Annotated in this window: 17 protein-coding genes and 1 pseudogene; 8 read left to right on the top strand and 10 right to left on the bottom strand. The window is 58.6% G+C overall.

The features are described from left to right. Positions 1-129: 129 nt before the first annotated feature. From C5J26_RS30360 to C5J26_RS33000, 4 genes and pseudogenes are all read left to right on the top strand, one after another. Complete coding sequence (locus C5J26_RS30360) at positions 130-813, top strand: glutathione S-transferase family protein (protein WP_105405156.1); 684 nt, start codon at positions 130-132, stop codon at positions 811-813. A gap of 1,487 nt (positions 814-2,300) precedes the next feature. Continuing rightward, positions 2,301-2,902 (top strand): annotated as a pseudogene (locus tag C5J26_RS30365) (RHE_PE00001 family protein); the annotation flags it as partial. Positions 2,903-3,217: 315 nt separating this feature from the next. Next, positions 3,218-4,432, top strand: coding sequence for a serine protease (locus tag C5J26_RS30370; RefSeq protein WP_172746198.1), 1,215 nt, complete (start codon positions 3,218-3,220; stop codon positions 4,430-4,432). 79 nt (positions 4,433-4,511) lie between these two features. After that, positions 4,512-4,664: a hypothetical protein gene (locus C5J26_RS33000; RefSeq protein ID WP_172746199.1), complete on the top strand. Its 153-nt coding sequence runs from the start codon at positions 4,512-4,514 to the stop codon at positions 4,662-4,664. A gap of 51 nt (positions 4,665-4,715) precedes the next feature. Here the strand turns inward: C5J26_RS33000 and C5J26_RS30375 are convergent, their stop codons facing one another. The 6 genes from C5J26_RS30375 to C5J26_RS30400 form a co-directional block, all read right to left on the bottom strand. Continuing rightward, positions 4,716-4,931, bottom strand: coding sequence for a hypothetical protein (locus tag C5J26_RS30375; RefSeq protein ID WP_105405158.1), 216 nt, complete (start codon positions 4,929-4,931; stop codon positions 4,716-4,718). A 219-nt stretch (positions 4,932-5,150) separates the two neighbouring features. Further along, positions 5,151-6,056, bottom strand: a complete 906-nt coding sequence (locus tag C5J26_RS30380) for a hypothetical protein (RefSeq protein ID WP_105405159.1) — start codon at positions 6,054-6,056, stop codon at positions 5,151-5,153. Between the two features lie 84 nt (positions 6,057-6,140). Further along, positions 6,141-6,317: a hypothetical protein gene (locus C5J26_RS30385; RefSeq protein WP_172746200.1), complete on the bottom strand. Its 177-nt coding sequence runs from the start codon at positions 6,315-6,317 to the stop codon at positions 6,141-6,143. Between the two features lie 263 nt (positions 6,318-6,580). After that, on the bottom strand, positions 6,581-6,796 hold the full coding sequence (locus C5J26_RS30390; RefSeq protein WP_105405161.1) for a hypothetical protein: 216 nt from the start codon (positions 6,794-6,796) through the stop codon (positions 6,581-6,583). A gap of 200 nt (positions 6,797-6,996) precedes the next feature. Then, entirely contained in the window at positions 6,997-8,637 is a 1,641-nt protein-coding gene (locus C5J26_RS30395; protein WP_105405162.1) for a hypothetical protein, read from the bottom strand. 113 nt (positions 8,638-8,750) lie between these two features. After that, complete coding sequence (locus C5J26_RS30400; RefSeq protein WP_105405163.1) at positions 8,751-10,034, bottom strand: hypothetical protein; 1,284 nt, start codon at positions 10,032-10,034, stop codon at positions 8,751-8,753. Between the two features lie 320 nt (positions 10,035-10,354). On the opposite strand from C5J26_RS30400, the gene C5J26_RS30405 reads away from it, so the two are divergent. Continuing rightward, complete coding sequence (locus tag C5J26_RS30405; protein ID WP_172746201.1) at positions 10,355-10,594, top strand: hypothetical protein; 240 nt, start codon at positions 10,355-10,357, stop codon at positions 10,592-10,594. An 875-nt stretch (positions 10,595-11,469) separates the two neighbouring features. Here C5J26_RS30405 and C5J26_RS30410 read toward each other — a convergent pair. After that, on the bottom strand, positions 11,470-11,979 hold the full coding sequence (locus C5J26_RS30410; RefSeq protein ID WP_105405193.1) for a transglutaminase-like cysteine peptidase: 510 nt from the start codon (positions 11,977-11,979) through the stop codon (positions 11,470-11,472). Positions 11,980-12,257: 278 nt separating this feature from the next. Further along, entirely contained in the window at positions 12,258-12,722 is a 465-nt protein-coding gene (locus C5J26_RS30415; RefSeq protein ID WP_172746202.1) for a hypothetical protein, read from the bottom strand. Between the two features lie 270 nt (positions 12,723-12,992). Between C5J26_RS30415 and C5J26_RS30420 the strand changes: the two genes are divergently transcribed. Both C5J26_RS30420 and C5J26_RS30425 read left to right on the top strand, forming a co-directional pair. After that, positions 12,993-14,549 (top strand): hypothetical protein, encoded by a 1,557-nt coding sequence (locus C5J26_RS30420; RefSeq protein ID WP_172746203.1) that lies wholly within the window; start codon positions 12,993-12,995, stop codon positions 14,547-14,549. A gap of 1 nt (position 14,550) precedes the next feature. Then, positions 14,551-15,228, top strand: a complete 678-nt coding sequence (locus tag C5J26_RS30425) for a hypothetical protein (protein ID WP_105405167.1) — start codon at positions 14,551-14,553, stop codon at positions 15,226-15,228. Positions 15,229-15,911: 683 nt separating this feature from the next. Here the strand turns inward: C5J26_RS30425 and C5J26_RS30430 are convergent. Beyond that, positions 15,912-17,390 (bottom strand): NAD-dependent succinate-semialdehyde dehydrogenase, encoded by a 1,479-nt coding sequence (locus tag C5J26_RS30430; protein ID WP_105405168.1) that lies wholly within the window; start codon positions 17,388-17,390, stop codon positions 15,912-15,914. A 3-nt stretch (positions 17,391-17,393) separates the two neighbouring features. Continuing rightward, positions 17,394-18,674, bottom strand: coding sequence for a 4-aminobutyrate--2-oxoglutarate transaminase (locus tag C5J26_RS30435; RefSeq protein WP_105405169.1), 1,281 nt, complete (start codon positions 18,672-18,674; stop codon positions 17,394-17,396). Positions 18,675-18,828: 154 nt separating this feature from the next. On the opposite strand from C5J26_RS30435, the gene C5J26_RS30440 reads away from it, so the two are divergent. Beyond that, positions 18,829-19,656, top strand: coding sequence for a MerR family transcriptional regulator (locus C5J26_RS30440; RefSeq protein WP_206051237.1), 828 nt, complete (start codon positions 18,829-18,831; stop codon positions 19,654-19,656). Positions 19,657-19,674 lie beyond the last annotated feature (18 nt).

Here is a 19,674-nt window from a genome sequence, read left to right on the forward strand (position 1 = left end):
CCGAACGGCGGTTGGGAATATCCACTCTACCTCATCGTCCTGTCTATCGCGCAATTTCTGCTTGGCGACGGCCGCCATGCACTCCGCCCCTCCCCCTCCCTTCGCTGATCTGCCCAAGGAGATTTCATCATGTCCGACGTAAAGCTGACCCTCATCAGCCATCACCTCTGCCCCTACGTGCAGCGGGCCGCGATCGCCCTGACGGAGAAGGGCGTGCCGTTCACGCGCCGCTACGTCCATCTTGCCGCAAAGCCGGACTGGTTCCTTGCCATTTCCCCGCTGGGCAAAGTGCCCCTGCTGATCGTCAAACAGGATGATGGCACGGACATCATGCTGTTCGAGAGCGCCGTGATCTGCGAGTATCTTGAAGAAACGCAGCCCGGCGCGCGCCTCCATCCCGCCGATCCGCTGACGCGGGCGAGGCATCGTGGCTGGATCGAATTCGGCTCATCGATCCTCTCGGACCTCTGGGGCTTCGAGACCGCCAAGGATTCCGAAAACTACAAGGTCAAGCGCAACGCCCTGATCGACAAGTTCGGCCGTGTCGAAGCCGAGCTGGGCGACGGTCCATTCTTCGCCGGCGCGGCCTTCAGTCTGGTCGATGCGGTCTTTGCGCCGATCTTCCGCTATTTCGATGTGTTCGACTCCATTGCGCCGACCGGCGCGTTCGACGCGCTGCCCCGCGTGACGGCATGGCGAAAGGCACTGGCAGCGCGCCAAAGCGTCCGCGAGGCCGTCACACATGATTACGCTGATCGCCTCAAGACTTTCCTGAAGAACCATGACGCATGGCTGCTGAAAGCCACCGCCTGACAAATTCGCAAAAGTCCCAAGTTTATTTCCGGTTTTGCGTCTGACTTCTGCGACGTCGCAGAAATCTGATTTTTTGCAACATGTTAACGAAATGTAGCTCGATGGCCAACGCTAAAAGCCTGCAGCTTTGGTCAGATGGCCCGCCTACTGCCCGCCTCCGTTGCCGAAGCGAGTCCGGTACATAACGGGCCGCCCGAGAGCTTCAAGGTGCACTCGGCCTCGCTCATCGCGGCGGACGCCAGCCGCCAAGACTGCGCGTTTGACTGATGTCTCGGCCATCCCGACTGGGCAGGATGCAACAAGCTTGCGTTCGACGATTCAAACACCAACTCATGGGCTGAAAATATGCCCGCGATCTCTTGTGCAGCCGGCGCGGACGGACCTTCATTGAAATCGTCAGTGAAAAATCGACCGACATTCTGCGCCTAAGCCTATCAGGCTTATGACATTTTGCGGTTTGAAATCACAAAGTAAAAGCCTCAGCAGGGGCGTGGGGCTTCGTCCGGTCCGAGCATCGCGGGGATAGCTCCCAGACCGAGCCGGAAGCAGAAGACGCGATCAGCAAACCGAGGAGTTCGCTTAATAGCTCGCGTCTTTCAGCCAACTACTTCCGAAACCGCACCGCAGTACGCTTTGTCTGGTGCTACCTGCGGCAACTGTGTACGGGCCGTAGTGCAGGAGCTGCCCGTCGCTCGGGCGCTGCCAAGTGATCCACACCCGTATCGGGCGGCTGGGATGACTGTTGCCGATGTCGAGATTAGCGAAAGCACCACAATCTGCCGGAATGCCGCGTTCCAGTTTGATGTATGAATGAGGGCCGGTTGGCCCAGCGGTCATATAATAAACTCGCTTTGAGCTTCCGGGGCATCTGACAGTGTAGCGGAGCCCAAGTTCGTTTCGCGGGACGGTCGTTCGGGGAGATGATAGACCGCACGCAGCGACGAGAGATGGCGAATAGTGCCCCTCGATCAAATCACCTCCTCTAAGACTGAGAGTGTCGTAGTCGACGTACCCAAAATCGTAACCGTAGTTGCGAAAAACAGTAACTCCATCGTCGGGTTCAACCGCGGGATCGGCGGCGAGGGAAGGCAAGGTCACGACAGACAACGCAACTGAAATCAACCAGGCGCGCATAAACATTTATGCCCCCTTTTGCTCGTTGAGATAGAATCTAGGCGTCTGCTTATAAAAAGGAAAGTAGATTAGATTGATTAGTTCGCAGTTAGACGCATAGGAGAATAGCATTGGGGAGAGCTTTGCCGCTGATGGTTGGAAAGTGATCTTCTTCTGATAGCTTTAGGCTGATGCCGAACTCAGTAGCACGCCGCAAAATGGAAGTGATGAATCGGAATTTCTTGGAGCAACCAGGCGCCTCATCCAAATGACGGTCCAGCGACTAGGGATTGTCCGCCGACGGCTGCCGCTCCTGTTCGAGCCCGCTTCGTGACGGCGCCCCTGCACCACATTTGGTAGGCGACGTCGGAGGGAAGGAGGACGGCGATGATGGCGCCGGTCTGCTCGACGCTGAGCTTGCCGCGATCGATGCGGTCTCTCGCGCGATCGGACGCGGCCATTGAAGAAGCAAAGCGACAGGCCGCGCCGGCTCCCGCAAACGAGATCCGTTGGTATATGATCTCGACTGGGACGAAGACGCGCGGCTGGACGAATGGCGCGGCGTGTTGCGACAGGCGAACACTTGCCGCCGTGCTGCAGGCGATCATCGCATCTCGATGCTTGGAACGAGCTGTCCATGCTTCAGCACGCGCCCTGGCTCGGCCGCCTGTTTGCCGCGTCCATCCTGCGCCAATCCGGCATTACGACTGGCGCCCATCTCGCGGCCATCAATCTCGGCCTCAAAACCATTCCCGTCGATCGGCGCCGGCATCGAGATCGCGAAACCCGGCTGCTCGCCATCGCCCACGGGTTTTTGGCGGGTGCCGAGGTCGGGCTCGAAGAACATGACCGGCTGGCGCTTGCCCGCACGCTATTGGAGCGAAAGCTGGAAGGGCGCCGGACCTCCTCGAAATTGCCGGGACTGGTCGAGCTCGTCATGGCAATACCGCTGGTCTCGGCCGGGATGGTGGCGGAGCATTGACTCGCTCGTTGTCGATGAATGGATAAGTAAAGGTTGTCGCTGAAACGCCCGGGCAGTTTTCTCTGATGTCGGATTGCCACCGCTAAGGCCCAGTATGTTTCAACCCATGCGCGAAAGCGGGCATCCCAATTGCGCCCGTCAACGCTTGACACCTTCGCTTTCTTGATTGGGCAAACGGATATAGCCGAACGCAGGGGTCCGCAAAACGAGACGCGCAGGCGCTAATCCTGCTGTCTAAACGCTAATTTTCTAGCGGATCTCCAGCTGGCGGTGCAAAAACGTTGAGTTGTTCCGAAGAAGGTGACGCGCGTGACAGACCTCGACGGCCACTCGGCTCGAATCACAACTGATAACCCTGCCTTGTCGTCATTGAAACTCGCATGGGGATGGGCGGAGTTTTCCGCCGAGGACGGGATTGGCCCACTATCCTCAATGTATGAGGCCGGCGATGCATTGGTTGCCGTGGGTCAAATGAACGAGGACGGAATGACAATACTCGGCAGCGGCGTCATGGTTGCGCCAGGCATGCTTTTGACCGCCACCCACGTTCTGGACGAGTTTGCCCAAGAGGGACGCTCACCCCTGTTCTTCACCTTCCTGCCTGGCAAGGCCCGGGCGTGGCTGCCGCACGATGTCGTCACGATCTCCGGCGAAGACAAGTTCGACGACAGGCGGAAAATCGTCTCCGATCTTTCACTTGTTGGGGTTACCTTGAACTCCGATGCGCACGATGACTTTCCCTTGAACCTTGCTGCCATGCAGGTGGCGCTGCCGCTTCTCGGGGAACGGTTGTGGGCCATTGGTTTCAGGCACCATAGCATTGAAAACGGCGCAGCCCATGTCGCGCCTATGGTTTCCTCCGGATTGGTGACCGCCGTTTTTCCAAGCGGACGAGGAAGTTTTCTGGCCTCGGCGTGTGTGGAGGTCAACATGGACACCCTCGGAGGCATGAGCGGCGGGGCGGTGGTCAATAGCGAAGCTCGTGTCGTCGGGATTGTCTCTACCTCTTTCGAAGGCGGTCTATCCTACATCACCTTAATTTGGGAGGCGCTGCGCCTGGAAATCGCCGGTGCTGTTCCCGATTTGCAGACGCGCAAGAAGGTCAGCCTTAAATTTGCTGCCTCGAAAGGGCTGGCCAGGCTGCTCGGCAATGTTGAGGAGAAGCCGTGGGGCGACGTTATTTTCAGTTTCTCCGACAAAGAAAGTGAGCTCTTCGCGAGTTCCCTGTCTGGCGAAGCAGCGGAGAAGATGCGGCGTAAACTTGTCCGCAACGATGTCGATACGTTCCTTGACGAGTTCGGCCGGGAAAATGGAGGCAGCTGCCGGAGATGCCGCGGTAGAACTGCTCGAGGGACTTGCGCTTCCCAAGCTTCGCGATTTGCTGGCAGTGTCGGAGATACCGCCGAAGCTTCTCGAGCCCATAGGCAGCTTGACGGTCGAGGACTTCGAAGGCGTCGAAGACCCGGAAATCATTTCTGCGGAGCAGGACGGCCCGGACACTCTTCGCATCGACCTTTTCTTTAGCCTTCATTGCATCATTTGGAATGTCACGATGCCCGAAGACCGGTTTCGAGAGCACGAAGACGAGTATTTGAGGCACTTCATGAACATCGACATCACCGGCGGGATTGTTTCCCTCGAACTCGTGCAGCGGATCTATTTCAGGGCGATGCTTGCGTTCGACAGCGAGCTTGAGGAGTTCGCGGAAACGGTCTTCCAGACCGCCGCCGTCCGAAGGCTGAAGAAGACGGCCTGAGACCGCCATGGCTGACGCTGCCCTGCCTTCCTTCAATGCGACTAGCGACCCTCAGTCTAACGAAACCTGGCGATAGGAAACGCTGACCGGAAATGCCTTGTTGAGTTCCTGGATGTAGCGGATGGCGTTTCCTTCCAGCGGAGGCGTACCGACGACGACAAGCTGCGCCGGCTTGGTCGCTCCAGGCCACAGGGCGTATTCGAGAAGCTGGCCTAGCGCCTCGCGCAAGCAGCTGCGGACCGTCAATCCGGTCTTGATCTCGAACATCCAAAGTGCCCCATCCCTCAAGGCGACGAGGTCGACCGAGCGCAGGCCGATCGGGACCTCGCACTACCCTCTCGAAGCCTTCCTTCGTCAGCGCTTCCTTCAGGCGCCGCTGGATCTCGGCGTGCCGAAGGTAGAAGTCCAGGGTCCGTTCCTTGGTCGAGGCGTTTATCCATCGACCGCCAGCGGCCTCCCGGCCTTTCTCGATCTGCAGCGTTTCCTCTATCGATACGCCACTGGCGCCGGTCGTTTGGCCAGCGTCGCGGGGAAATTGCGCGAATTCCACGCTTCATAGAGCGGTAGGAGCCGATCGAACACCCGGAGCGCGGCAAGCGGATCAAACTTCCCGACCGCTTGTGCCACGCCGAGGAAAACGAAGTTGCCCTCCTGGAATAGTGCTTCGGTAATGGGAGCAGGCCGCCCATTCACGCTACGACCGCTTTTTTGCCATGACCACATCTCCAGGTCGCCGAGCCCGTCGGCGTTTTCGCGAAGCCAGTCGTTGAACCGTGCCACTTTTGGCAAGAGCGCGTCGATCTTCGGGAAAGATCGGCTGGCCTGGAAAGAGAAGGCGACGCCTACCCGGATTGCGGAGAGGCCATTTGTCAGCCGGTCGTGGCCGAGATTGAACTGCAGCTCGCTTCTTCCACCCTGGTGGAATGCAAAGTCGCGCCCCTTGAGGTCGGTGTTGAAGATGGTCCTCGCCGTGCGACTGAGTCCGAGCACGCGTGCCCGCATTTTCTGCAGCTTGGAAATCTCGAACGGCCCGGCCTCTCGTTCGATTGACGCCACGGCCTGCTTGACCGCGGCCTGGATTTCATCCGGTTCCGGAAACTTCAGGAGGAGGCGTGCGGCTGCATCCATCGCTGGAAAGGAACGGACCAGTTCAGCGGGCACCTTGAACCCGTAGCCCTGCAATGGCCGTACCGGGCGGCCGGAAAGCTCGAAAGGGAAGTAGACCGAGCCGCCCTTGCCGGCGGGAATCCGAGCATGTATTCCCTCGAGGAGGGGCTTCTGCTGCCTTAGCTCTTCAAGCGTGACCGGCCTGTCGAGGATCGTGTGGTCCTCGAGCGGGATGAAATAGCCCGGCACGGGAATTGGGACCGCGCCGCGTTCGCGCGCGCTCATGCCGTGGGCAGCCCAGGTGATTTCCCGATGATCCCATCGACCAGCAACGCGTGAGACGCTCGTTATCGCCGATTGGTTGCTGTCTTAGTGAAACACCATGTCTCCCTCGACCGCATTCTTGAGCAGCGAATAGTGCCAGTCCTCCCTGTCCTCGCCGTTTCGCTGGGGAGCACGCAGGTCGGTGCCGATATCGTCCCGGTCCGTCGACTCGAGCCAGTAATATTCCCCCGGCCTTCCCAGCCACCAATATGCTTGCGACACGAACAACCCCAACTGAAGCTTGCGAACGATGTGCTATCTATCGCCACAGATTTTAAGAGACGGTCGACCGATCGCTTGGAACAGAGGGTGGTCGTGGCCAATCGGGAACGGTCCTAGACGCGGATGATCAAATCAAGGCCTTTCAAGCCACCGCCCTGACCCGGAAGTTGGCACTATCCGTCTCACGGCTGGGAAGCGTTTAGAGCATCTTTGTCGGTGATACAAAGCAGGTCGGGATTCCCAGATGCGTGTAGCGCGCACTGTCACCCTCGGCGATTCGAAATCAGGCGCGCCATCACGTTACCTTCTAGGCCCGTTACCTCAATCAGCCGAGCCTTGGCATTCGCCCACGAGTCAGAATCTCGGGTGTGCACGAACATATTCACTTCAGTGCGGAGATCAGCCGCAGGCCTCCGCGAGAGCAGCTTCTTTTTTTCCAATCGGCCGATCAGGTCGGAAAGAAAATCGAGGCGAAGCATGCTGCCTACGACCTCACTCCAGAGTATAGGCTGCTCGAGCCATGGGCGACTGCGTGCGTATACCCGCCGAGCGCATCGACAGGCGAGCTGCATGCGTGAAACGTTCAAGCTATGCCCAGAGGCAGGTCCCCCATGTGGTCAGTCCATCGCGACAGACCTTCGAAACGTTGTCGGCCGGCGAGCGCATGCCGGCCGCGGCCTCAGGCGTCTGCTCTTTCGACCGTCTCGGCCGGCGTGATTGGTGCGACGAAGGACGCATCATAGCCGTTGGTGGTACTGTTGAACTGGAAATCCATACCCATCTGGTTGATCGTTGCGTCGCAGGAACGCATCGACGCATTCACGGCCTCGGCGAGTTCGAGGTCATGGCGATCGAACGAACAGGACACGACGAACTGCAGCTTCGTCGTCGACAGCTTTTGTCTGACCGAGACCGGAGCGCCGGGGCCGCTTGAAACAAAGCCGGCGAGGATCGTCATCAGCGCACGCTCGATCGCGATCTCGTCGCCGACGACGGGATCGCGCACCTTGCGTGTCTGACGCACGACGACGGCGGCGTGTTTCAGGGTGATGGCCAGATTCTGAAGCACGCGCTGCAGTATCTCGTCGGGCGTGAAGTGATCGACGGGAATGATGGCATGCGCACTGGCCTCGCCGATCTTGACGAAGGCGCGTGTCATGTCGCGGACTTTGCGCGACAGGTTGACGATGTCGGAGACGGTATCGATGAATTGCAGGGTGAGCCCGACCGGCCGCGCCTCCATCAACGAGGAGGCCGCATGGAACACGGCATTGGCCGGCGTCAGCAGATCGCGTTTGACGGTCGTCAGCATCTGCAAGGTCTCTTCCGGGACGGAGATATGTGCGTTGATCTTGCCGCTGACGAGCTGTCGCAGAGCATCCAGCTCATTCTTCATCAGTCGTTCCCGGCGTTCATAGATGTCGAGGCGTCTCCGATAGTCCGTGACATCCATGCCGAGCCAGACCGACCAGCCGTCCTGCGCGGGGCGTTCCAGGATCCGATAGGTCCGCCCGTCCGATGTGGCGACCTCGTCGGGAATGAACTCGTCGGAGGAGTCGCCAGAGCGCATAATGCAGCTGCGCAGTCCGTGGACATTCCAGGGGATGTCGCGGGCCATCTTAGGCTGGAAGAAGATGTCGCGGAACTCGTCGTGGCAAAAAACGATTTCATCGAAACGAGAAACCGCGGCGCTGCAGACATCGCGTGGCCAATGTTTCGATACCTGCTCGGGGAAGATCGAAGCCGCAGCCCGCTGCGGCGCCGGTGCCGGCAGCGAGCCGGCATGGTCGGCGTAGATCTTGCGGCCCTCGACCGTCAGCGATATCTCCAGGTCGCGGCCGTGGTAGTGACGGCTGACAAGCCCTTCGGCGGCAAGGTTCGACAGGACACGCGACAGATTGGCAGTCTTCAGCTTCGTCCTCACCTCGATCGTCTTTCGGTCGAGCGGACCACGGGCTTCGGCCAAAAGCTTCAGGATCTCCATGACATGCTTGCGCTGCCGGATCTCTTGCGGCGCATGAATCTCGCGAAAGCGCGCGCTCTGGCCAAGAAAATCGGCAAGCACGACGAAACGTTCGGCGATATGGGCATCGTTGCGGCGAACGAGTTGCTTTACCTTCAGGAGCGTGTTCTGCCATTCGAGGATGTGGTCGCCAGCCTCGCGGCTTGAGACCAGTTGCCAGACGACGCCGCGCACCGCCTCGTAAACCTGTTCGGACGGCGCCCGTCCCTGGTGATGCGACAGAAAATTGCGCAGGGATTGAAAGGCTTCCTGAGGGGTGAGCTCTCCGCTCGACACCTCGTCCAGCACTTTATCCATCTCTTTTCCCGACTTCTGGGCCACTGTGACTGTGATCAGTTGTGTATCTTGAGCCAAAACAATTTACAATCATTTACATCGTATCGATCGGGCCGGAGTCAAGGCTTTCTCCCTCACACCGCGACGATTGACCACGGTTCCCTGGTGCCAAGCTCGGATGCCGCGGCGGCTTGAAGCGCGTGCGGCGCGAGGATGTAGCCGAGAGGATCGGCGTCCTTTGGCTCCTGTCCGTCATGAAATTGCTGGACGACCAGTGTGTTGACCTTGCGGTTCAGGTGGATGTCCTGCGCCTTGCGCAGATGACTGTCCATTGTTACGACTTCGCCGCAGGAGGGAACGACGATCAGATCGACGTCGAGGTCGTCATAGGGCGGGTGTTCTGTCCGGTGACAGAAGTCGAGGCAGATGGCGCAGGCAAGAACAGCGTCGGCCAGCACAACGATCGAGAGCTCGGTTCCGGGCTCGATCGATTCCGACGGCTTCGGTCCCTCCGAGTAGCGAAAGAACTTGTTCTGCTCGACCTTGGGCTCGCCATAGCCGTCGACAACGGTTGCCGTGTTGCGGGTGAGGCCGTCGGCGCACTTCTTATGCCGGGATCCGGCGACGACGAGACTGAGCTCGATCGGCAGTTCGCCACCGGCAATCGTGGCGCAGATGCCCTCCAGTACATCGCCGGTGATCGTCAGTTCCGGATAGACCACGCCGGAGCAGCCGGCTTGTGTCGCCGCAACCAGCTGGTTGCCGATCGTCTGCGCCTGGCCGGCGCAGGTTACGCCGTCGACGATGAAGCCATCGTCATTGTACTGCATCTGGAATTTGAGATCCTGGAACAGTCCGGCGCCGAAATGCAGCTTGGTCGCCCCAGCGGACGCCCGCAGCGCACCGCGCGGGTCATCCAGGACGTGGATCTTGACCTCGGCATTGCCGATCGCCCGCGGCAGGATGCGGGAGCGGGCCAGTGCCCGCTTGGCGAAGGTGCCTTTTTCTCCAGGCGTCCTGTTTTTCGGAGCCCAATCGAGGAAATAACCGCGGCGGCCGTCGAATTCGACCTCGTAGGCTGCCGAGTTTTTCGCCGTGGCGCCATTATGCTCCGCGTAAAACAGGTTTTCCAGCGCGCGCAGCCGGGCGGCAAGGTCCTTGAAGACGGCTCTGGTCGCCCTTGCATTGTCGGCCGGCGCCGTGATCTCGGCGAGGCAGCCGGCCAGGTCGAGCACTGAGGCGGCCTTGACGAGGTCACCTTCGGGATAGGATCGGAAATAGTCGCGGATTGTCGCATCCGAAGCCTGCATGACGCTCCAGAGCCCGAAGATGATCTCCTTCAACCCGCGAAGCGTCGTTGCATCCTTTTGCCCGGCCAATCGTAATTGCCGATTCACGCCCTCCAGCCAGTCGGTCATATCCCCTCCGATTGCATGATGGATCCGGATTACAATCGGGCCCGGCGTCTCGCAACAGAAACATCGTGTTGGACTGCAAAATTCTTTGCAGTCCAACACAATATTTTTTCGGCGTGCTGACAACGCAGCGTTGAGCGGGCGATTTTTCGTCGCCACCAGTGCGCCTGTCGCGCGGAAACTGGGGCCAGCCGTGGCGGCGCCGGCTGGTTCGATGGGAATGGTTGTCGCAAGACGGGACCTTTCATGAATGCGTCACGCGCCCGCGCTAACGCTATCAACGGAAAAATCGGGGTCGTGGTCGCGACGTTTTGGATGCGGCATTGGAGCGACACGTTCGTAGCGGTTACAAGCGCGGATTCCTCAACGGATTCGATATTCCGCTGCCGAAACTGACTGCAGAGCAGCAGGCGCTTGCCGCCAAGAACCAGGTGGCAGAATCGGGCGATGATCCCTTCGAGCTAAAATCTCATCACTTCAGCCTGGTCGTGCATGCCAAGCGCAAAATGGCGTTTTTCACGGCCTGCAACATTGATGGCGCCAATGCCAAGCGTCAATCGTAAGACCCCGCCTCCGCCATTCATCACCCTGTCTTTCATTTTGCCGTCTTCTCCGTCCTGGGGGCTACAACCACGTCACCTTGGCATTTTGCAATGCTGTGAGGGGAGGACGGCAACTACCTTGTTCTGACCCCATTCTAGCAACTCTTATCCGCGCACGCCGCCGTCGCCTGACGGCGCATTTTTCATGTGGTAGTATTGCTGGCAGGTCATGCCCCGACCCTTTAGCGCTCGATCGATTTCGACCATCTTCGAAGGGCAGTTGGCGCCCCTTATGCTTGAGCTAAGCCGATTAATCCTCTCCGAGACCGTTCTGCGGCCTAAGTCACAAGGGCCAAATTCTTTATCCTTTCGCGATAACTGTTCTAGTTCTGCGGCAGTCTCGATCACCGTCCGGCAGGCCCTAGGATCATCTTTAGCCTGTTTTGCAGGACGGTTTTGTGTCTGCTCTCTTGCCGGTGTTATCGGCTTTTCTGGCGAGGCAGTAGGACCTGCGACCCTTGAAGCCTGAAACCGACATTCTTCCGAGTTGGCGGTCTGCTTGTATGTGCCACTCAGACTATTCCCACCTATATTCCCTGAAAACCGCGCAATATTACCCATCCAGTTCCGCGTCGAGAAGGACGCGGATCCTCCAGACACGCGACCCTCAAATATCGTCCCGTTAGTGACGCTTCCTGATACTGTGCCCGATCCAGAGATTATAATTTCCAAAGAGCCGGATCCGTAACTGCAACTAATAGATCCGCTCCATGTACCCGCAGCAGAGACATTGGAGGCATAGCTATCGTGCGCGAGAAAGAGTACGGAGATGACGGCGGCCGCCGTCCTTAAGTTGAATTGCATGGATGACCCTCCCGACGATCCCTTCGCCATTTTTAAGGCTTACCGCTAATGTCACGAACATCTCTTACTTTGACCCAGCGGCTAGAATCGCTTTCAGATTGCCGCTTCAGAAAGGTGTAAGGCACATCACGCCAAAGCTTCACCTCATCGGTCAGCTGGTCTAGAATGAAGTCGCCTTTGTCGGTTATCACCACGAGCAGCGCAGTGCCTTCGCCTTCCTTCGTAATTGCAACTGTCAGGAGTAGGTTGGAAAGCGGGACGCCTTTATCTGCCAGCTCCCGTTGTTTTAGAAGAGCAACGTCTTCTACGTCGCCGGCACCCGTCGGGTAAGCCCAGTATTCCTCAACTCCATAGAGTTCGACGTCCGTCTTCGATGTAGTTCGGGCGTTCGCCCGGCTATTAACATCCTTGAGCAGTTTCATTACCTCGGGCGTCAGTTTCAGCGGACCCATAGGTTTGATTGGACCGCCGCACTCGGTAGGGCTGCGCTTGCATTGTTCGTAGTGTCCAATTGGAGGATTGGCCACGCCCTGGATCAGCATCGTGGGCCCAGCCTCGTCGGCTAGGGCCACCGATGTCGCTGCAAACCACATTTTCGCGGTTATGAAGATCCGCCCCATGTCTGTTACAACCTCAACATCTGAAACATAGTCTCATTCGCTCCGAGCACGTTCCCGCTGCTTAGTCAGATCCACTCGCATGCTCTCGAATTCCGTGTCTATGAGCTCACGTGCCCGGTTGATGGCGCCAATTAACGAGACTTTACACGCGAGAACTGATGCGAGTTCTGTCTTGCTGATCCCGAGGGGTCGCGAAGAAATTAATTGAAGTATCCTTCCCTTTCCAGCCAATCTTCAATGATCCATTCAAGGACGGCTTCCGGTCTCGCAGGCGGGCTTTGATTTAGACAGAAATCCTCTATGGCTTCCCTGACCTTAGGCGACAGCGATATATTAGCCGTGCTCTCGACAAGTGGTGTTTCCGCCTCAAGGGCATCTTCTATCGGAAGCAGTCCTTTTTTCACCAATCCTCGCGCAGAGCCTTTGACCGTTTCCTCACACTGTCGAAAAGCTGCTTCGACCTCTTCACTAAAATTGGGGAGCCGCTTGTTTTCTGAGATAAATTCGCCGATCTCGGCCAAGCCCTCATTCGTCATTGTGTGATCAGATAGAACGAGCGACCACGTCACTTCCGAAATACCAAATGGTTGGTGCTGGCATTTCTGGCACGGGGTCCAGCAGCCGTGTTTTTCATTACCGCATCTGATGCAGATCGCGCGAGTCATCCCCCCTCCCTCAGTAATTGAATAGATGCAGACAGTCCGGCGTAGGCTAACCAAGCTAATGTGTGCCGGCACTTCGCGCCGGCAAATGACGTTATCGGCGTCTCATGAATGAAACAAGCAAAATTGACTATATTTCGATTCTGTTGTTCATTCTTTCTCCGGTGGCCTGGAATAAGCGAATGATGCAAATTGATATGGATTTCGCGTAAGTCCTGCATCACGAGTATATCTTCGCCTTTTTGAGGGCTAGTTAAAAGGGGGCGTGTTCACGTGGGGAAAGGGCATTTCTTTGCGTCGATTTTCGAGGCCGCACGAGTTGTTCGCACGCTGTTTCTCAGCGCGGCTTTATGTATTTCTACGCTGACTCCGCAAATGTCTTCGGCGGCAAGCAACCAGACTTTGTCGGATGGACGCAAATGGGTGGTGCTTGCGAGCCGGGCCGATCTCGGCGAAGCGATCGAGATCGCGAAAACCTATGTGGGCCACCAGGTCAAGATAATGAATTCCGAGAATGGCTGGTTCGCGGTCGTTCTGGGGCCCTATCGAGCCAAGGACATCGGCGAATTCAAAGGTGGTTTTCAAGGCCCTTCGATCCCAAATGACGCGTATCTCGCCCTGGGCAAGAATTTTCTTTCTGTTGCCTGGACCGATAGCGGGTCGGCGCAGGTTGCGGCCAGCAAGGCGCCGGAGGAAGACTTTATCACCTGGTCGCTCGACCGGTACGAGGAGACCTATGAAATCACGAAAATTCCACTGCGCTTTCAAAAGCAGGAAAGCGAGGACGGCGTTCTGATTTTCCGCGACGGCGAGCAATACATCAGAATTCAGGTGGACTTATCGACCACCGCCGAAGATCTGCTGAACACGATCAAAGGCGAATATCCCGGCAACGACCTCGCCGACGGCGGGGATAAGGACTTCCAGATCATCAAGTCGGAAGTCGGAAAGAGTACGGCTTATGCCTATGTAACCGCCCAGTCCCCGGATGGTTCGCATCGACAGGTTGAATTTGCCACAGCCGGTTGCTGTGACGGACACTACCTGAGGTTCATCTTCCAATATCCCAGCGCCGCGAAAGTCGACTGGCTGCAGGCCTTCTACAAGCATTTTCAGGCGGAACCCGTGCAGGGCAATTTCACTCACGCGTTCTATATCAAAAGCGAGTGGGAAATGCCGCTGGCGACGACACCGGCCTTGAGCGAGCGCGACCGCCTGTACGATGCCTGCGCCGCTAGCTGGAACAAGCTAAACTTCCACGGGCAGCGGGCCAATAAGGCCATGGCCGTCTACGAGGTTGGCAAGCAGGTCTATTGCTCCTCCCAATGGCGGCAGGCAACGTTGGCCGCGGCGAGGTCGGCGGTCCAGGAAGCATGCAAGAAGAAAAATGCCAGCAGGTGCCATTTGTTTGCGCTGGGCGATGAGCTCAGCCAATGGGCAAAGGACGCACGAAACGATGCGGAATATGGCGGTCGGGAAGCGAAATACCGACAGTACCAACAGAGCCGCCGGCAGCCGTCGGCTCCCGTCGCTCAGAGCGATGACGGCGGAAGCCTCTTCGATGACCTTCTCGGCGCGGCGGGTAGTATCGCGGAGGGCGCGCTAATCGGTGCCAATATCGGGGCCACGATCAGCGGTGCCGGATCGAGTGTGGGATCCAGCGGAGGCAGCGGCAGTGGCGGCGGGGGCAAATGCGCTCATTTCAGATCTGCCTATGCGACATGTGAACGAAGTTGGCGCAATATCGGGGGAGGATCCTCTGGGCAGGCGGGCAGCTTCAAGGCATGCATGGACGTCAACCGCAATGCGATGATCAGTCTGGGTTGCTGAAATGTCTTATCGTCCCACCACGTTGTTGGTTGCCATCGCAACAGGCATCGGCTTGTCGTCGGTTTTTCCGCGAGTTGCCGCCTCGGCCATGAGTTGTAGCGACCAACTGATCCAGATGACTGCCGCCTGCATGGGTGGCGACCTGACGAAGGCCGCCGAGTGCCGGCGTCATGCCGAGTTGCGCGGCTGCCCCACACCGGGCGCCGCCCACGCGTGCGATATGAGCGAAATGAGGGCGAATATCGATTGGGTTTTCCGGGATGCCGGCGCGCGACAGACCTATGCGCGCGGTCTTCGGAAAGGACTTGAACCAGAGGAGGCAGTCATCGAGGCGCAGCAGCACAATCCGCGAGTCATGAACCAGCTTCAGGGATGCCGGGACTTCATATCCGCCTATCTTAACAAGCCCCCGATGTCCCCTCCGTCCGCCGCCGATTGTTCGTGCGTGTCGATCATCCCCGGCGGAGCGGGATATATCGTATCCAATTCCTGCCCGACCTCTTTCGGGTTTCTGGTCGAAATCGTCGATAGCGCAAATGCCGCCCGCAAAACTCGTATGGATTTGGGCAGCATTGAAGGCGGGCAAAGCAAATCGGTCAATGCTCCCGCATTTGCCGTTCCCTCGATCGGTTCCACCACTCTTTCCAGAGGAGGGAAGTTGCAATTCTGCCCTTACTGAAACGAGCGACGCTCGAGGCACCCAGACGACGACGGTAGCCGCGGCGGACATGAGCGGACCCTGAGTTTGACCTGCAAACACTACGCTGTCCGGCTCAAACGCCTCCTGGGGAGGGCGCCATGATGCGTATGAAGGTCGATCGATCGCCACGACCGATCGAACAGTTCAGGGGAGTGCTGTTCAAGGCCGTGGTAGCGCCGTAAAAACCACCCGACTCCTCATTCATTCCGGGAGCTGCCTCGAAGCATTGCGCAGTGGCTTTCGCCCCCGGGCAGGGACCAGATCGAATCCGGCAAGAAATACTTCCCGTTCGTCATGCGTTCTGCCCCGGGTCGGGGCCGCTTGCGACGATCTCGATGCTCCTGACGTTGACCTACGCACTCGATCCGGTTTCGGCCCCTATCATGCCGGCAGATTGTCTTATATTTATGCCCGCCTTCCACCGCGATCGCAGCTACACGCGCGCCGAGGGTTCTGTCTCCGCCGACAGTGTCGCTGTACTCGCGCCGCCGTCATTCTGGACCTCCTGCAGCGCCACGATGTCCGGCGAGCCTACAAGTCCGACGATTTACTTTGCTATTGCTGCGAACTTGTCGTCACCCAGATCGTCGTCGATATCATTCTTGGATAGAATGGGCCGCGGAAATGCGTCCGCGGTCCATTTTAGATGCACTTTGGCTGTGTCAGATGCTCAGGCACAAATACTTGATCTCGATATAGTCCTCGATGCCGTATTTCGAGCCTTCGCGGCCCTGGCCCGATTGCTTGATGCCGCCGAATGGCGCCGCCTCCGTGGAGATCAGGCCGGTATTGATGCCGACCATGCCGTATTCGAGCCCTTCCGCCACTCGGAAGATCTTCGAAACATCCTTCGAATAGAAATAGGAGGCGAGGCCGAATTCAGTATTGTTGGCCATCTCGATCACTTGCTCCTCGGTCTCGAACTTGAAGAGCGGCGCGACAGGCCCGAAAGTCTCTTCGCGCGCGACCTTCATGTCCGTGGTGACGCCGGTCAGGATGGTCGGCTGGAAGAAAAGACCGCCACGGGCATCCGGCTTGCCGCCGATGGCCACTTTGGCACCCTTTTCGAGCGCGTCCGCAATATGCTCCTTTACCTTCTCGACCGCTTTGTCGGTGATCAAGGGCCCGGCATTCACGCCGGGCTCGAAACCATCGCCCACCTTCATCGCACCGACCTTCTCGGCCAGCTTTTTGGCGAACGCATCATAGACACCAGATTGGACATAAAGGCGGTTGGCGCAAACGCAGGTTTGGCCGCTGTTGCGGTATTTGGAGATCATCGCCCCTTCGACCGCCGCATCGAGATCGGCATCGTCGAAAACGATAAAGGGCGCGTTGCCGCCGAGTTCGAGGCCGAGCTTCATGATCTGCTCGGCACCCTGGCGCATCAGGATCTTGCCGACATTGGTCGAGCCGGTGAAGGTCAGCTTGCGAACCTTGTCATTTTCGGTGAATTCCTTGCCGATCGACGGCGAATCCTTGGAAAGCACGACGTTGAACACACCGGCTGGCAGGCCCGCACGCTCGGCGAGCAGGGCCAGCGACAGCGCCGAAAGCGGGGTCTCGGCGGCGGGCTTGGAGATCATCGCGCAGCCGGCGGCCACAGCGGGCGCGAATTTTCGAGCCAGCATGGCGTTCGGGAAATTCCAAGGGGTGATCGCGGCAACCACGCCGATCGGCTGCTTGATGACGATGATCCGCTTGTCCGGCTGGTGGCCGGGGATCGTGTCGCCATAGACGCGCTTGGCTTCCTCGCCGAACCATTCGACATAGGATGCGCCGTAGAGGACTTCGCCCTTGGCCTCGGCCAGCGGCTTGCCCATTTCCATGGTCAGGATCGTGGCCAGGTCGTCGGCATTGGCGACCATCAGGTCATAGAGCTTGCGAAGGACCGCCGCGCGCTCCTTGCCTGTTTTCTTCGCCCATTCCTTCTGGGCTTTGTAAGCAGCGTCGATGGCACGGGCCGTCTCGGCGCGGTTCATGTCGGGCAGGACAGCGATCACGTCGCCATTGGCCGGGTTGGTGACGTTGAAGGTCTTGCCGCTATCGCTGTTGGCAATCCATTCGCCTGCTACCAGGGCCCTGTCGGTTGCGAGCGAAGGATCCTTCAGCTTGGAAAGCAGCGCATCTGAAATCGTCATAGCTCAGGCCTCTTTGGCGCATTCGCGCAGGGTGTCCTCGAGAATATCCATCGCCTCGGCGAAGATATTGTCCTGGATGGTGATTGGCGACAGGAAGCGAATAACATTGCCGTAGACGCCACAGGTCAGCAGGATCAGGCCCTTGTCGAGCGCCTTGGCGCGCACCGCATTGGCAAAATCCGCATTCGGCGCCTTGGTGCCGGGAATATTGAATTCCACGGCGTTCATGAAGCCGGGGCCTCGGATATCGGCGATCTGCGGCACTTCCGATATCAGCGAATGCAGGCGCTGCTTCAGCCGGTTACCGAGTGATTCAGCACGTTCGTTGAGGCCTTCCTCCTCAATCACGTCGAGCACGGCATTGCCGGCCGCGATGCCGATCGGGTTGCCGCCATAGGTACCGCCGAGGCCGCCGGGGCCGGGCGCATCCATGATCTCGGCGCGGCCGGTGACCGCAGCGATCGGGAAGCCGCCGCCAAGGCCCTTGGCCATGGTGGTGATGTCGGCGACGACGCCGAAATGCTCCATGGCGAAAAGCTTTCCGGTGCGGGCAAAGCCGGTCTGCACCTCGTCGGCGATCAGGAGGATGCCGTGCTTGTCGGCGATTTCTCGCAGCTTGGTCATGAAGGCGCGCGGCACCTCATAGAAGCCGCCTTCGCCCTGTACCGGCTCGATGATGAAAGCCGCGACGCGGTTGGGATCCACATCGGCCTTGAACAGCTTATCGAGCACGGCGAGCGAATCCTCCATCGTCTGGCCATGCATTTCGATCGGGAAAGGCACGTGGAAGACGTCGGGCATCATGGCGCCGAAACCGGTCTTGTAGGGAACGACCTTGCCCGTCAGCGTCATGCCCATGAAGGTGCGGCCATGGAAGGCGCCGGTAAAGGCGATGATTGCAGAGCGATTGGTGGCGGCACGCGCAATCTTGACGGCGTTCTCGACGGCTTCCGCGCCGGTGGTGACGAAGATCGTCTTCTTGGCGAAATTGCCCGGCACTGCCTTATTGAGGCGTTCGGCGAGCGTCACATAGTTCTCGTAGGGTACGACCTGGTGGCAGGTGTGGGTGAACTGATCGAGTTGGGTTTTCACCGCAGCGATCACTTTCGGGTGGCGATGACCGGTATTGACGACAGCGATGCCGGCCGCGAAATCGATATAGCGGCGGCCCTCGACATCCCAGAGTTCGGCATTCTCGGCCCGTTCGGCATAAACCTGCGTGGTAACGCCGACGCCACGCGATATCGCGTCCGTACGGCGAGCCGCAATGTCAGAATTCAACATGGAAGTCCCCTGAGAATGAGTTTGACGGATGATCTACCTGCTGGAGTGAAGAGCGCTCCTCCAACGGCCTCGAGAATAATCTTTGCATTTTTTCTGTAGAGCTACAATATGACTTTCATGAAAATCCCAAACGCCAAAACCAAGCAGAAGTCGCATGATGGATAACAGGATTCGCTATAAGATCGCAGAAGCCGCCCGCATGGCAGGCGTCTCGCCATCGACGCTTCGGCTGTGGGAAAGCCAGGGCCTCGTCGATCCCGTTCGTACCGATTCCGGGCAGCGCCTTTATGACTCAGCCCACGTCGAACGCCTGAAGCGGATCAGCTGGCTGAGATCAGACAAAGGCCTTAATCCGGCGGCAATCCGCGAGTCGCTGAAGTCGGAGGAACAGGACGGGACGGTGGAAACGCCAGCCGAGATCGGCTCCTCGTCAGGTGGTAGGACGATCGGTGCCAAGCTGCGTCATCTTCGTCGCGAGATGGGGTGCACGCTGGAGAAAGTGGCCGCCAAGACCGGCATCGCATCGTCGCTGCTCTCGACCTTCGAGCGAACCTCGCAAGGGCTCTCGGTCAAGGCGCTGCATGACCTCGCCGGATTCTACGGCACCACCATTGCAGTGCTGACCGGGCAGGCCGAAACAAGCGCACGCGAGTCACTGGTGCGAAACGGCGACTGGACGGCATGGCCGCCGACGTCGTCAGGCGTGACCGTCCAGAACCTGACCATCGATCGCCGGCAAATGGAATGTCATCGCTTCCAACTCGCGCCCGGCGCTTCGAGCGAAGGGGCCTATAGCCATGCGGGCGAGGAATTTCTCCATGTGCTCGTGGGCAGGATGGAGCTTATTCTCGACGGCGACCAGTTCTTCGAGCTCAGAGAAGGCGACTCCTTTTATTTCGAGAGCCGTCGCCCACACAGTTGGCGCAACAGCAATGACGGCGAGACAGTTCTGATCTGGGTCAATACGCCGCCGACGTTCTGAGTGCTTCGTGCTGCCAAA

It is taken from the genome of Neorhizobium sp. T7_12, from assembly GCF_002968535.1.
Classification (GTDB): Bacteria; Pseudomonadota; Alphaproteobacteria; order Rhizobiales; family Rhizobiaceae; genus Neorhizobium; species Neorhizobium tomejilense.

Excerpts from the sequence above, each read along its gene's own strand:
- C5J26_RS30395 (WP_105405162.1), bottom strand. The coding sequence starts at position 8,637 with ATGGATAAAGTGCTGGACGAGGTGTCGAGCGGAGAGCTCACCCCTCAG.
- C5J26_RS30430 (WP_105405168.1), bottom strand. The coding sequence starts at position 17,390 with ATGACGATTTCAGATGCGCTGCTTTCCAAGCTGAAGGATCCTTCGCTC.
- C5J26_RS33000 (WP_172746199.1), top strand. The coding sequence starts at position 4,512 with ATGAACATCGACATCACCGGCGGGATTGTTTCCCTCGAACTCGTGCAG.
- C5J26_RS30380 (WP_105405159.1), bottom strand. The coding sequence starts at position 6,056 with ATGAGCGCGCGCGAACGCGGCGCGGTCCCAATTCCCGTGCCGGGCTAT.
- C5J26_RS30360 (WP_105405156.1), top strand. The coding sequence starts at position 130 with ATGTCCGACGTAAAGCTGACCCTCATCAGCCATCACCTCTGCCCCTAC.
- C5J26_RS30425 (WP_105405167.1), top strand. The coding sequence starts at position 14,551 with ATGTCTTATCGTCCCACCACGTTGTTGGTTGCCATCGCAACAGGCATC.
- C5J26_RS30375 (WP_105405158.1), bottom strand. The coding sequence starts at position 4,931 with ATGTTCGAGATCAAGACCGGATTGACGGTCCGCAGCTGCTTGCGCGAG.
- C5J26_RS30415 (WP_172746202.1), bottom strand. The coding sequence starts at position 12,722 with ATGACTCGCGCGATCTGCATCAGATGCGGTAATGAAAAACACGGCTGC.
- C5J26_RS30440 (WP_206051237.1), top strand. The coding sequence starts at position 18,829 with ATGATGGATAACAGGATTCGCTATAAGATCGCAGAAGCCGCCCGCATG.
- C5J26_RS30390 (WP_105405161.1), bottom strand. The coding sequence starts at position 6,796 with ATGCTTCGCCTCGATTTTCTTTCCGACCTGATCGGCCGATTGGAAAAA.
- C5J26_RS30400 (WP_105405163.1), bottom strand. The coding sequence starts at position 10,034 with ATGACCGACTGGCTGGAGGGCGTGAATCGGCAATTACGATTGGCCGGG.
- C5J26_RS30435 (WP_105405169.1), bottom strand. The coding sequence starts at position 18,674 with ATGTTGAATTCTGACATTGCGGCTCGCCGTACGGACGCGATATCGCGT.
- C5J26_RS30410 (WP_105405193.1), bottom strand. The coding sequence starts at position 11,979 with ATGCTGATCCAGGGCGTGGCCAATCCTCCAATTGGACACTACGAACAA.